This window comes from Mucilaginibacter aureus, assembly GCF_053514885.1.
In genome coordinates, this window is sequence record NZ_CP170601.1 from 4,208,100 (window position 1) to 4,222,589 (window position 14,490).

Genomic DNA, 14,490 nt, shown 5'->3' on the forward strand with positions numbered 1-14,490 from the left:
CTTATCTCATAAATATAAGCAAAATTATCCTAACTATCAATACCTTATTTATCCCAGGCAATGTTATGTTCGGGCATGGCATCGCCCGCCATCTGCAGCAACTCAATGGCATTTAAACACCACTGCGATGTACTGTTTGTTGATACATTTCTGATCTCGTACAACGGCTTCAATACAGCCGGCCCGGTGAGTAATTTCGAATCGAATTTGTTCGGTCCACCTCCGAACCGTCCTTGCGTTGATGGTAAAAATTCATCCCATGCACGTTTGGCAAACTTTGGGTCTTTAGTAATGTAGTAGGCGTATCCGGGCTGTCGCGCATAATCACCGGCATTATCTCCTAATTTTATGCTTACACCAAAAGCTGCTTTAAATTCTTCGGCAGGAGCACCATACAGCGCGCAATATTGCAGATACATCCGGCTCCAATCTTTATTGTTCAGCAAAGGTGTCAGTTCATAAGCCATCTCCATACCGCCCATCAATGTGGCCAGGTGCAGGTTGCCGATATCCTGTGGCGCCATCTGGTAAATGTGGTTGGTTTTCGGATCGTAACCCATACCGCCGTCTTTACCCTTGTTCGAGTAAAAACCATAAGGCATCTTGGTAAAATCATTTACACCCACCAATATTTTATTTTTCCATTTAATATCGCCGGTACGTTCCCACTCGGTCATCCAGTTGCCCACCAAACCAACCCAATCCGGCCCGAAACGCGCGTGGGTAGGGAATTTATCCTTCGGCAATATCTCCCGCAAAGGGTCAACATGTGCCAAACCGCTATCCGCATTCATGGCCGATTCGTGCATGATCTCGCCGGTACGCTCGTCGGTGCTCAGGTAATAATAAAAACGGCGCAGTATAGCCTGGCTTTCACGCACTTCCTTCGAGCCATCGCCCCAGTGATTTACATTATGACGTGAACCTAATCCGGCAAATGGCCCCAAATGGTAAAGGTCAACCTCGCTGGTATGGCGGGTCATGGCTTCGGCCATTTTAAATATATCTGCACGCCCGGTTCGTAAAAAGCTGTACCAAAGCCATATATCGGTTGATAGTTCGGTATTATCCCAGGCAAAACCACCAATGTCGTATTTCCAGGTATGGCGTGCAGCATCGTAACTATGCATCACATCGCCATAGTTCCAAAAGCCATACCATTCGCGCCGGTCTATCTCACCCTGGTAAAAAGCTATGGCTTTATCTAATTGATCTTCAATCCATTGTTTACCTTTAGTCGAACGATCGGGTAAGCTCCACATACCTAACGCTCCAACACTGTGCAGGTATTGGGGTGTGGCAACCAACAAGGTAGGGTTATTTGTTGCAGCGGCATTATCGGCTAACTGCTGGTTTGACGGCAGTGCGGCATAGGGGTAGATCATTACTTCACTGGTGCGGGCAATGCCATGCGGTGTGCTGTAGCCTTTTTGCACGTCCTCGTAAGTGATGTCCAAACTATGCGCTACAGTATCGTAATGGCGCATGTCCATGGCATCCGAGTAAGGCGACCAGAACCATATTTTAACTTTAGCTGTAGCCATCCGTGCATCATTGATCTCTAATGCTGCCGGATACGATTGCCAGAAGTTTTTCAACCCAACAGCCAGCCCGCCGCTAACATCGCCGGCAAAGGCAAGGCCGGTGGCGCGCTTGCCACCGTTCACGTCCAGCCAGCTGCTGGCGCCATTGGTGCGTTTTTGAATATTAAAACCATCAGCACTGCCTTGCACCAGCTTATAATCGTTCCAGCTGGCCATCTCGTGATACAAAGCTTTTTGATTGGGCGATGCGGCTACACCTGGTAATAATTTACCTGCGGCCTGATCCTGGTAGGGTCCTGGCCTGCGCCCGTTAAGCGGCTGTACAGGCTCGGCCCACACACCATCGCCCTCTCCCGAAAAACGGACATGGCGGTTTTGCAGTTCTTCGCGAAAGGGAACCGAAAAGGTTAAACCTAAACCCTTAATAAAGTCTTTCTGATCGTCGCCGTCAAATATCAGGGTATGTACCAGGCGGATGTTATCGGTATTCTGGTAAAAATACAATCGTACAATAAACCGCAAAAGCTCCCGGCTGCCCGAAACCGATTTGAAATGCCCGTCGATACGCACAACGGCACGTACCGGGCCGGTTTGCTCCACTTTAACGTTCGAGATGCTGCTGATAAATTTTTGTTTTACAGGTGTAGCATCAATATCGCCGTCCGATTGGTTTTGTACAATCGCTTCCAGTTTGCCGTCAATAGCTATTGGCTTACTGCCAATGTTTACGGCAGGGATCAGGATATTTCCTTTTTTTGCGATATCGCATTGCATATTGCCGGTGTTGACATGGATGGTGTTGCCATCATCGGCAACCAGGGTACGGATAGCCATTGATCTTATCGCTTTCGCGGATGTTATGCTTAACGAAACATTCTTAGCTGCCGAATCTCCAACCGAAGCAAAGGCCGTCCATTTGATCGATCCATCCGGCCAGTAAGCCAGGGGCCAGCTTTGTAAGGGCATGCTCTTTCCATCCGCGGTAAGCGTAAAATTAGCAGTGGCTTTTACTTTGCCTTGTGGCCAGGGGATGCCCCAGCTTACTCCGTTTTGCGTTTTTGGTGCACTATTAAGCCAGTTTAGCTTAATATCATCGGGCTGGTTTTGTGCTACCGATAATGTAATATTCAATAATAAAATCATAAAAGGCAACGCAAAACGTTTATAACAGGTATTTAAGTACATAGGGTAAAAATTATGCCTGGTTTTATGGGTTTGCCCGGGCGGTTATTGGTTTATAACAACTAATGTATAATGCAGATAATGATCTACCATCCTGTAGTGTGATGATATCTAAGTAAAATTTTTGTTGTAATTGGATAAATCAATGAATAAGCAGCCCCCGGAAGAATAGAGAGCAATATTGACCGCTGAAAAACGGATAATTGTAGTAACTTTATCAATTGATAATAAGTTGTTGTAGCAGGATGATAAATCCCAGGGCATATATATTCGGGGTGATAATGTTGCTTTTGATCAACATTGCCAAAGCGCAATGCCCCGAAAATATTGGATTTGATTTTGGTACCTTTAAAAACTGGAGCGGGGCAAAAGGTATTGCCAGCAATGTTGACGGCAGCCTTCTTTTTACTCAGCAAGGCATATTTTCGGATGTACATACACTTTTTTTTAGTAAGGATAAATTAGTTGACCCGTATGGTCAGTTTCCGATAGCGAGTCCGAACGGCAGCAGCACCTGTGTGAGGCTCGGTAATACTACAACAGGTACAAACAAGGCGCAGCAGTTAACCTATACCTTTACAATTCCGGCCAACAATCCCGACTATAGTTTAATATATTATTATGCCGTTGTTTTTCAAAACCCCAACCATCAGACATACCAGCAGCCACGGTTTACGGCAAAAGTGTATGATGTAACCGGCGGTAAATACATTACCTGCGGCGATTTCGATTTTGTGGCCTCGTCTGGCCTGCCGGGTTTTAAAAATGTCGGGGATGTGTATTACAAAGATTGGTCTGCAGTTACGATCAATTTGCTTGGGTTTTCGGGCAAAACGTTAAGGTTGGAGTTTGCAACCAATAACTGTACCCTTGGGGGGCATTTTGGATACGCTTATCTTGATGTAAATCAAAATTGTACATCGCCGGTATCGGGCAATACTTTTTGTACAGCAGGCGCATCGCAAATAACATTGGCTGCCCCATCGGGGTTTAAAGAGTATTACTGGTATACAGGCAATGATCTTAAAAATGCTATCGGGAATACCAATACACTTAATATCAGTCCGGCCCCGCCAATAGGTACTCAGTATGCTGTGCGGATAGTCCCATTTCCGGGTATTGGCTGCGAAGACACTATTTATACCACGATAAAACCTTTAGAGCCAATAGTATTTAAGGTAAAGGATACGATAGCCTCATGTTCGGCCAGAGGGATTGATCTCACCGATTCTCTGGTAACGGCAGGCAGTAATTTAAATTTTACTTATACTTATTTTACCGATGCCGCCTGTACCCAGGGAGTTATAGGCCCGCAAAACATTACAACCAGCGGCACATACTATATTAAAGCGACCACGCCCGGTGGCTGTTCGGTAGTCAAACCGGTCAGGTTATTTGTTTTTGGCACATCGAGCCTGACAGTAACCGACCCCGCGCCGGTTTGCAAGTTTAACGTGGTTGATATTACGGCGCCTGCAATAACCAAAGGCAGCGACCCGGGTTTGACGTTTACCTATTGGCAGGATTTGGCAGCTACTAAAAAACTGGCTAACCCTGCCGCGATTACTACCGGGGGCACCTATTATATTAAGGCCGCCAACAACAGTTTTTGCAGCGTCACTAAGCCGGTAACAGTAACAGTAGTTGATCAGCCCAACCTGGTTATTCATCATCCTGCGGGGTGTTTAACCGTTGATATGACCCTGCCTGAGGTAATAGCCGGAAGCGACGCCGGCCTTACGCTTAGCTACTGGCTGGATGCTGCTGGTACCCACATTTTTAATACGCCCGGCAATGTAACAGTTAGCAACACTTATTATATCAAAGCTATTAATAGTACCGGTTGCACAACAATTGCTCCTGTTAATGTAGATGTAAGGCCGGTACCTGTGGCCACAATAACTAATCCGCCGGCCGTGGTATTTCCGGAAACGGTTGATCTAAGCACTACTTACACGCCGCAAAGCGGTTTAACTTATACGTACTGGCACGATGCCGCCGCCACTATTTCATTAGCAAATGCCACTGCTGTATCAAGGCAGGCAACCTATTATATTAAGGTATCAAACACGGGGTGCAGTACAATTTATCCTGTAAAAGTAATTATAGGTAAACCTGCCGATATTGATTTCGGGCCAAATGTTTTTACGCCTAATGGCGATGGCGTGAACGACGTGTTTAAATTTAAAGCGCCTGTTTCTATCAAATTAAAGTATTTTAAAATATACAGTTCGTGGGGGCAGCTGCTTTTTGAAACCACAGATCTTAATAAGGCATGGGACGGCAGTTATAAGGGCAAAGCTATGCCCCTTGGCACCTATTACTGGGTTTTTGATGCATTTGATACATACAGCAATTCCAATCTTACCCGCTCAGGCAGCATCAGCATAGTACGCTGAGAAAATTCAGTATTGTGAAATAAATGTTTTTTTGAATTAAAGAAATTTAGAAAGAATTATTTTTACGCGGTTGTTATTTGAAAAAAAATGAAAATTGGAGCTTAATAACTAACTTTAATTGTAATATTGTTAATTGAATTGAAACCTAACTAATTTATAACCATGAAAAAAATCTTTACCCTGATTTTATTTACAGCCTTTGTAAGTTTTAAGGCAAGCGCACAAAATGACGATATTTCCGGCATTTTTAAAGGTAATTCCGATGATGTTAACAAGTTACTAAACGCTTATACGCTTCCTTTATTTAAAGGGTTTGGCAACAGTTTAAACGGCGGCTGGGCCAATACAGCCAGTACTCAAAAATTTTTACACTTTGATATCAGGATAAGTGCATCGGCCAGCCTGGTTCCTCAATCTGATAAAACCTTCGATATTGCAGCCTTAGGGTTGTCGAGTAGTGTTAAGGCTACCGATCCTAACAAAACCATTACGCCAACTTTTGGCGGTGATACGGGCAACGGGCAGTCAATAACAGTGTCGGACCCTGCCCACCCGAATGATCCAAATTATCAATACAAAACAACATTGCCTGGCGGGGTTATCTCTTATATACCGGCTCCTCAGTTACAATTAACTATTGGTTTAATTAAAAATACTGATGTAAGCCTGCGATTAATACCTACTACCAAACTTGGTGACGACTTTGGTTCGGTTGGTTCGTTCGGTATAGGGTTTAAGCACAATATTGCGCAGGATTTTGGTACTGCCAGCCACCTGGTTCCGTTTGACCTGGCTATAGCTGTTGGTTATACCAAATTAACGTACAATAAGCCTATGGATGTAAAACCCGATGCAAATAATGGTGGTGTAAGCGGCAATACCGATTTTAGTAATCAAACCCTGGAAGGAAATTTCAGCGGTTGGAACGCGCAGGTGATCCTTTCTAAAAAGCTATTGTTTTTTACACCGTTTGTATCTGTTGGCTACTCAACAAGCTCAACCGACGTTGGCTTTAAAGGCAATTATCCATTTGTTACAGGCGTTGCCGTTGGTACGGCTGGTAATGGTAAACCGATCTACACCAGTGTACATGATCCAATCACAATCAATGGCTCTGCTGCAGGTACAAGCAGTATGCGTGCCGATATTGGGTTTAAGTTAAGCCTGTCATTCTTTAAAATATATGCCTCTTACAGCTTTGCCGAATACCAATCGGCCAACGCGGGTATTGGCTTAGGCTTTTAAGTTTCTCTGATCAGTATGAAAAGCCCCGGACAAACCCCGGGGCTTTTTGTTTTAATGATAGTTTAATACAAAAATGTGGCAAATAAATATTACGTGTATACCGGGGGGATATTTACATTTGTTATATAAACCCAATACACCAACACCCTGAATGCCGGTATATCAAAAAATCCTCATTGCTTTTGCAATGGTATTATCTGTTCTCCATTTTAAGTTATCCGCCCAGCAAACTACTGCATTGCCCGGTGTTTTAACCATGAACAATGGTAAAAAGGTAACTACAGCAAAACAATGGTTTAATGAGCGCCGGCCGGAGCTGTTAACGCTATTTAAAAAGGAAATGTATGGCCAGTTGCCCGGAAGGCCCAAAGATATGACCTTTAAGGTTTTTGATACTGATACTAAAGCATTGAATGGTAAAGCCACACGTAAACAAATAACCGTTTATTTTAACGGTAAACCCGATGGCCCGCAAATGGATATTTTGCTGTATATCCCTAATAACGTTAAGCACCCTGTTCCTGCTATAGCGGGATTAAACTTTGACGGTAACCACGCTATTAATAGCGATCCGGCCATTAAACTTTCAACCAGTTGGTTTGATAAAGGCAAAAATGTAATAAATAACCATGCCACCGAAGCCATGCGCGGAACCAACGCCGCCCAATGGCCCCTGGAAATGATCATGGATAAGGGGTATGCCGTAGCGACGGTTTACCGTGGCGATATTGCACCAGATCATGATCACAATTTAAATGAAGGTATTTTCCCGATGTATCCCGAACTGGAAAACCGGCCGGATAATTTCGCAACAGTTGGCGCATGGGCGTGGGGCCTGAGCCGGATACTGGATTACCTGGAAACGGATAAAGCTATTGATAACAAACATGTGGCGGTTTTTGGCTTTTCACGATTGGGTAAGGCTGCTTTGTGGGCCGGTGCCACCGATGAACGTTTTGCTTTGGTGATCAGTAATGAATCGGGTGCCGGGGGCGCAAAACTGTTTCATGAAACGGCAGGAGAGGGCATCCGCAGGTTATCCACAAAATTCCCGTTCTGGTTTTGCAATAATTTTAAAAAGTATACCGATCAGGATTCTATTTTGCCATTCGATCAGCATATGGTTATTTCGCTGGTTGCGCCAAGGCCAATATATGTCGCCAGTGCCGAGGGCGACCTGAACTCAAACCCCAAGGGCGAATTTATGGGCGCATTAGCTGCCAGCCCGGTTTATAAATTATTGGGCACAAGCGGATTGCCGGTTGCCATTATGCCGCCGGTAAATACGCCTGTTGTGGGCCGTATAGCCTATCATATCCGTACAGGCACACATAACGTTACCGATTTTGATTGGACACAATATTTAAACTTTGCCGATCAATACTTAAAGAAACCAACCAAATGATGAGGAAATATTTACTTGTGGTACTGGTATTTGCCGACGTAGTGCCTTCGTTTGCACAAACTTTAAAAGTTGTTAACTTACGCTGCGAATATAAAACCAACCCGATAGCAATTGAACCGGTAACGCCGCATTTAAGCTGGGAAATACAGTCGGACGCGCGCGCGACTTTGCAAACCGCTTACCATATTTTGGTTGCCGATAATGTTGCGCTGCTCACCAAAAACACAGGCAACATTTGGGATAGCCATAAAATCAACTCTGCTGCTTCCATACAGGTTATGTATGCAGGTAAAAAGCTTTTACCTGCAAAAAAATACTATTGGAAGGTAAGAGTTTGGGATAATAAAACCCATGAGTCTGCATGGAGCAAACCTGCCGAATGGCAAATGGGCTTGTTAACCGCTGCCGATTGGAAAGGGGCAAAATGGATCGCTTATGAAACGATGCCCGATTCAAACCGGATATTACCGGGCATTCCGCCGAAAGGCGCAAAAAAACAAAGTCCAGGCAAGGATATTCTACCCATACTTCGCAAAAGCTTTAACGTAACTAAACCGGTTAAAAACGCTACCCTTTTTATTTCGGGGCTGGGTCATTTTGAGGCGAGCCTTAACGGCGATAAAATTGGCGATCACTTTTTAGATGCCGGTTGGGTTAATTATCAAAAGCAGGCGCTGTACGCAGGCTTTGATGTAACTCAACAGCTAAAAACAGGCGAAAATACGATAGGTGTAATGCTGGGAAATGGATTTTATTTTACGCCCAGCGGCAGGTACCGCAAATTAACCGTTGCTTATGGTTATCCAAAAATGATCTGTCGTTTATTGGTTGAGTATGCCGATGGCACAATAGAAAATTTAGTGAGTAATGAGTTATGGAAAGCAGCGCCTGGCCCTATAACCTTTTCGGCGATATACGGCGGTGAAGATTTTGACGGTACGTTGGATCAAAAGGGCTGGAATTTGAATAAGTTTGATGATAGCCATTGGAAAAACGCGTTGGTTACCGAGGGGCCGCCTGCCTTAAATGCGCAAATGGAAGAGCCACTAAAGGTAACCGACGTGCTTGATTCAAAAAAAATAACACAGCCTAAACCTGGCGTGTGGGTTTACGATATGGGACAGAATGTATCGGGCATACCGCAAATTTTGATCAAGGGTAACAGGGGCGATACAGTTAAAATAACGCCATCCGAATTGTTGGACGATCAGGGAATGGCCACGCAAAAAAATACCGGCAGATCTTATAGCTATAAATATACTTTAAAAGGACTCCCGTTTGAAGAGTGGTGGCAGCCAAGATTCACCTATTACGGATTTAGGTATTTACAAATAGAGGGCGCCGTGCCGGCGGGAGAAAAAAATCCGGAACATAAGCCGGTAATGGTGTATGTAAAAACAATGCATTTTCAAAATGCTGCAACTAAAGTTGGCAATTTTACCTGCTCAAACGACTTATTTAATAAAACTGATACGCTGATTGACTGGGCTGCTAAAAGTAATATGGTGAGTGTTTTTACCGATTGCCCGCACCGCGAAAAGCTGGGTTGGCTGGAGCAGGATCACCTGATGGGGAATTCACTGCAATACAATTATGACCTGGTCAATCTTTTCAAAAAAACCATCAGCGATATGCAGCATTCGCAAACGCCGGATGGTTTGATCCCCGAAATTGCACCCGAATTTACCGTATTTGGCGATGGCTTCCGCGACTCGCCGGAGTGGGGTAGTGCTGCCGTTTTATTGCCATGGTATGTGTACCAATGGTACGGCGATAAGCAGGTTTTAGCCGGTAGTTACAGCATGATGCAGCGTTATATGGCATACCTGGATAAATTATCGGATAAAGGCATTTTAACAGAAGGTTTAGGCGATTGGTATGATTTGGGGCCGAAACATCCGGGGGTATCGCAGTTAACGCCAAAAGGTATTACGGCAACGGCCTTTTATTATTACGATCTCGATATCCTTGCCCAAATAGCACAAATGTTGAATAAGCCTGCCGATGTTGTCCGGTATACTAAACAGGCAATCATGGTTCGCACGGCATTTAACAAAGCATTTTTTAATACCGAAACTAAGGAATATGGCACCGGCAGCCAAACTGCAAATGCCATTGCCGTTTACATGAAACTGGTTGAACCGCAATATAAACAGGCCGTGATCGATCATATTGTGAAAGACCTGCGCAGCCGTAACAATAGTTTAACGGCAGGCGATATCGGTTACCGGTACCTGCTTAAAGTATTAGGCGATGAAGGCCGTTCGGATGTGATATTTGATATGAACAACCGCAGCGATGTACCGGGTTATGGCTACCAATTAGCTAAAGGCGCTACCGCCCTCACTGAATCGTGGCAGGCATTACCATCGGTATCAAATAACCATTTAATGCTTGGGCACATTATGGAATGGTTTTATGAGGGCCTGGCTGGAATCCGCCTTCCGGACGGTGCTGTGGCTTACAAACAAATTGTGATCCGCCCCGAGCCTGTAGGCGATGTTACATCGGCAAAAGCAAATTATCACTCGGTTTATGGAAACATCAGCAGCGAATGGAAAAAGACGGCAGGCAGCTTTGATCTGTCAGTAACTATTCCGGCCAATACAACCGCTTCCGTTTATCTTCCCGCAACAGCGGCGTCAAAAATTACAGAGGGTGGAAAAGCTTTATCCGGAAATAATAAGCTATTGAGAATAGAAAACGGTTGGGCAGTGATCAAAGTAGGAAGTGGTAACTATAACTTTAGCGTAAGCGCAAGTTAAGGCCATACTTGTTACCGGATATGTTAAATAACCGTGTGTTTTAGCCGTTTTATGATACTTTTTATATATTGCCGCCCGAAACGTAAAACCGGACTAAAACGGCGGTGAGTAATGGGTATGAAATTCGATATGCGATCACAACTTAACTATAAATTTTTATTGCGCTTAATTGTTTTGTTTTTAACCGGGGTAATCATCAGCACTTATCCGGTGGTTGCACAGCATAAAAAAACAAGTAAAAAATCATCCGGAAGTTCACATTCTTCCAAAACAAGTCATTCTTCATCGGGCTCAAAAAGTTCGGGTAAAAAATCAAGCCACAGCTCATCAGGCAGCAGCCATAAAAAATCAACAGGCAGTAGCAAAAGCAAATCTTCACACAGTAGTTCAAGTCACAGCAAAAGCTCAAAAAAGGGGCGTCATAGTCGCGAATCATCATCGCGGGGCAGACATGGGCATCATGTTAAGGAGCATTTCAGGGTGATGCATTATACCGAAACGCAGCATAACGACCTGGAGCCCATAACCGATAATTCGGATATGCGTAACGCCTTTCAGCATCCGCCCGAAGGCGCCAAACCCTGGGTATTTTGGTATTGGGATCAGGCCGCGGTATCTCAGGAGGGTATCACTGCCGACCTGGAAGCCATGCGTGACAACGGCATCGGCGGAGCATATTTAATGACCATTAAAGGTGTACAAAACAACCAGCCATTAATAAGCCAACCCGTTGTACAATTAACACCGCAATGGTGGCAAATGGTAAAATATGCCATGAACGAGGCCGACAGAATGGGCATTAAACTGGCACTGCACGATTGTGATGGTTTTGCCGTAGCCGGCGGGCCGTGGATAACGCCGGAGCTTTCGATGCAGAAGGTAGTATGGTCGCAGGTGATGGTGCCGGGCAATACCCTGTTTAATGATACCCTGCCAAAACCGCAGGCCACCAATGGTTATTACCAGGATATTGCCGTGTACGCTTACCCGCTTGATTTTGGCCAGGAAACAAATACGCAAAATCGCAAACCACACATCAGCACCAGTAAAACCGGTACGGATGTTCAATATTTAGCTACGCCGGGCAACAAAAAGAGCTTTAGCAGCGACAGCACCTGCTGGATACAATACGCGTTTGATATGCCTTTTACCTGTCGCTCAATAACCATACACCCCAGCAGCGGTAATTATGAAGCGCAACGGCTGATCATAGAAGTAAGTGATGACGGGCATACTTTCAGAAAGCATACCCAGCTGGAACCGCCCCGCAGTGGCTGGCAGGATGGCGATGCGCCAAATACCTATGCCATTAAACCAGTTACTGCCACGTATTACCGTTTTGTATATGAAAAAACTGGATCAGAGCCGGGAGCAGAGGACCTGGAAACTGCCAAATGGAAACCTAATTTAAAGCTCACAGGCATTGAGTTATCATCCGCACCACGTATTAACCAGTTTGAGGGTAAAAGCGGACAGGTATGGCGCGTAGCCAAACGTACCACGGCTACCGAAATACCCGATGCGGCATGCATTCCCAAAAATAAAATTATCGATATTACTAAATACGTAGATGCACACGGCCGTTTAAACTGGACAGCGCCTAACGGGCAATGGGTTATTTTACGGATGGGGCATACTTCTACCGGGCATACCAACGAAACCGGCGGTGCAGGTAAAGGTTTGGAGTGCGATAAGTTTAACCCTGAAGCGATCAAACTGCAATTTAACAATTGGTTTGGCGAAGCAGTTAAACAGGCCGGCCCCGATCTTGCTGCCCGCGTATTGAAAATATTCCACGTAGATAGCTGGGAGTGCGGCAGCCAAAATTGGTCGCCGGTATTTGCCGAAGAGTTTAAAAAGCGCCGTGGGTATGATTTGTTACCATATTTACCTGCTATGGCCGGCGTGCCGGTACAAAGCGCCGATGTATCTGAGAAATTTTTGCACGATGTAAGGCAAACCATCAGCGAATTGCTGGTTGATAAATTTTATGCAACCATGGCCGGTTTGGCACACGAAAAAGGCTTTCAGTTTAGCGCCGAAGCAACTGCGCCTACCATGGTTGGCGACGGCATGCTGCATTATAAAGAAGTTGACCTGCCCATGGGTGAGTTTTGGCTGCGCAGCCCTACTCACGATAAGCCGAACGATATTTTAGATGCGGTTTCGGGCGGGCATATTTATGGCAAAAACATTATACAGGCCGAAGCTTTTACCGAGGTGCGCATGGCCTGTGATGAACACCCCGGAATGCTGAAGACTTTAGCCGACCGTAATTTCGGACTTGGGGTAAATAAATTTGTATTCCACGTATTTAACCAAAACCCCTGGCTTGATAAAAAACCGGGGATGACCTTGGATGGGGTGGGCCTGTACTTTCAGCGCGACCAAACCTGGTGGAAACCGGGCAAAGCCTGGGTTGACTATATTGCCCGTTGCCAAACTATGCTGCAAATGGGTAAACCGGTTGCTGATGTAGCCGTATTTACCGGTGAAGAAACACCAAGAAGAGCCGTATTGCCGGATAGACTGGTAAGCCTGCTACCCGGAATTTTTGGGGACGAGGTTGTTGCAAGCGAAGCCAAACGTTTAAAGAACGAAGGTCAACCCATGCACGTGATACCCGATGGGGTAACGTCGTCGGCAAATATGGCCGAGCCGCAAAACTGGGTCGACCCTTTGCGGGGATACACTTACGATAGCTTTAACCGCGATGCTTTACTGCGATTAGCGACCGTTAAAAATGGCCGGATAGAGTTGCCGGGCGGTGCAAGCTATGGTGTGTTGATATTGCCGGGAGCAACCAAAATGTCGCCTGATGGCGGAACGCTGATGTCGCCGGAGGTATCTGATAAAATATCGCAACTGGTAAACGAGGGTGCTACCATTATCATCAACGGGCAGCCGTTAAGCTCACCGGGGCTGTCATCTGTTTTAAAACCAAAATACTGGGGCCGTGCAATTAAGGCGCCTTATAAAGAAGATACCTTTGATGGCCTGGGTATTGAGCAGGATATCATTCCATCGGATAGCCTGGATAACTACGTGCCGGATATAGCCTGGACACACCGCACCGGCCCCGACTTTGATATCTACTTTATCGCCAACCAGCAAAATATGGAGCGCACGGTCAATATATCGTTACGGGTATCTGATAAGGAGCCCGAACTTTGGGACCCGATGACCGGCGAAACTTACCAGCTAAACGACTGGAGCCATGAAAACGGACGCACCAACTTTACGCTCAACTTTCACCCGAATGGTTCGGTATTTATTGTGCTGCGTAAACCATCATCAAAAGATAATAATCGCGGCGCCAACTGGCCCGAGTATCGCACTATAAAAACAATAAGCGGGGTATGGAGCGTACAGTTTGACCCTAAACTGGGCGGGCCCGAACAACCTGTAGTACTGACCACATTAACCGATTGGAGCAAAAGCGATTATCCCGAAGTGATCAATTATTCGGGTACGGCCGTTTATACGCAGAATTTTGAGTGGAACTATACCTTATCGCATGGCCGCGTATGGCTTGATCTGGGTAATTTATATAACATTGCCGATGTGAGCGTTAACGGCATTCGTTGCGGTACAGTTTGGACACCCCCTTACCGTGTGGATATTACCAAGGCACTGAAAGACCGTAAAAATGTACTGAAAGTAGAAGTAACCAATACCTGGGCCAACCGCCTGATAGGAGACCATAACCTGCCGGAGAATAAACGCATTACATCAACAACGGCGCCGTATAGGTTAGAGGGTAAAAAGTTACTGCCGGCAGGACTGATGGGGCCGGTTAAGATCATTGAAAATGCCAAGAATATCAGTGAAACGGGGCAGAATTAGTGGTTAAAATTGTCATTGCGAGGAACGAAGCAATCGCACGTAGGCATATTCGCCCTGTATATCCGCTCTGTTTCCGTGCGATTGCCACGCTATCGCTCGCAATG

Annotated in this window: 6 protein-coding genes; 5 read left to right on the forward strand and 1 reads right to left on the reverse strand. The window is 45.5% G+C overall.

The annotated features are described in order from the left end of the window. Positions 1-44: 44 nt before the first annotated feature. Positions 45-2,675, reverse strand: coding sequence for an exo-rhamnogalacturonan lyase family protein (locus ACFGVR_RS17940; RefSeq protein WP_448698747.1), 2,631 nt, complete (start codon positions 2,673-2,675; stop codon positions 45-47). A gap of 332 nt (positions 2,676-3,007) precedes the next feature. Here ACFGVR_RS17940 and ACFGVR_RS17945 point away from each other — a divergent pair, with 332 nt between their 5' ends. From ACFGVR_RS17945 to ACFGVR_RS17965, 5 genes are all read left to right on the forward strand, one after another. After that, positions 3,008-5,125: a T9SS type B sorting domain-containing protein gene (locus ACFGVR_RS17945; RefSeq protein WP_448698748.1), complete on the forward strand. Its 2,118-nt coding sequence runs from the start codon at positions 3,008-3,010 to the stop codon at positions 5,123-5,125. A 162-nt stretch (positions 5,126-5,287) separates the two neighbouring features. Continuing rightward, positions 5,288-6,370: a DUF6588 family protein gene (locus tag ACFGVR_RS17950; RefSeq protein WP_448698749.1), complete on the forward strand. Its 1,083-nt coding sequence runs from the start codon at positions 5,288-5,290 to the stop codon at positions 6,368-6,370. A 187-nt stretch (positions 6,371-6,557) separates the two neighbouring features. Beyond that, positions 6,558-7,775, forward strand: coding sequence for a glucuronyl esterase domain-containing protein (locus tag ACFGVR_RS17955; protein WP_448698751.1), 1,218 nt, complete (start codon positions 6,558-6,560; stop codon positions 7,773-7,775). Beyond that, positions 7,772-10,540, forward strand: a complete 2,769-nt coding sequence (locus ACFGVR_RS17960; RefSeq protein WP_448698753.1) for a family 78 glycoside hydrolase catalytic domain — start codon at positions 7,772-7,774, stop codon at positions 10,538-10,540. Before ACFGVR_RS17955 ends, ACFGVR_RS17960 begins: the two co-directional genes overlap by 4 nt. A gap of 129 nt (positions 10,541-10,669) precedes the next feature. Then, a complete protein-coding gene (locus tag ACFGVR_RS17965; protein WP_448698754.1) occupies positions 10,670-14,386 on the forward strand; it encodes a glycosyl hydrolase in 3,717 nt (1,238 codons plus the stop codon). Positions 14,387-14,490 lie beyond the last annotated feature (104 nt).

Coding starts and splice junctions, on each gene's coding strand:
- ACFGVR_RS17945 (WP_448698748.1), top strand. CDS start 3,008: ATGTTGCTTTTGATCAACATTGCCAAAGCGCAATGCCCCGAAAATATT.
- ACFGVR_RS17950 (WP_448698749.1), top strand. CDS start 5,288: ATGAAAAAAATCTTTACCCTGATTTTATTTACAGCCTTTGTAAGTTTT.
- ACFGVR_RS17955 (WP_448698751.1), top strand. CDS start 6,558: ATGGTATTATCTGTTCTCCATTTTAAGTTATCCGCCCAGCAAACTACT.
- ACFGVR_RS17960 (WP_448698753.1), top strand. CDS start 7,772: ATGATGAGGAAATATTTACTTGTGGTACTGGTATTTGCCGACGTAGTG.
- ACFGVR_RS17965 (WP_448698754.1), top strand. CDS start 10,670: ATGCGATCACAACTTAACTATAAATTTTTATTGCGCTTAATTGTTTTG.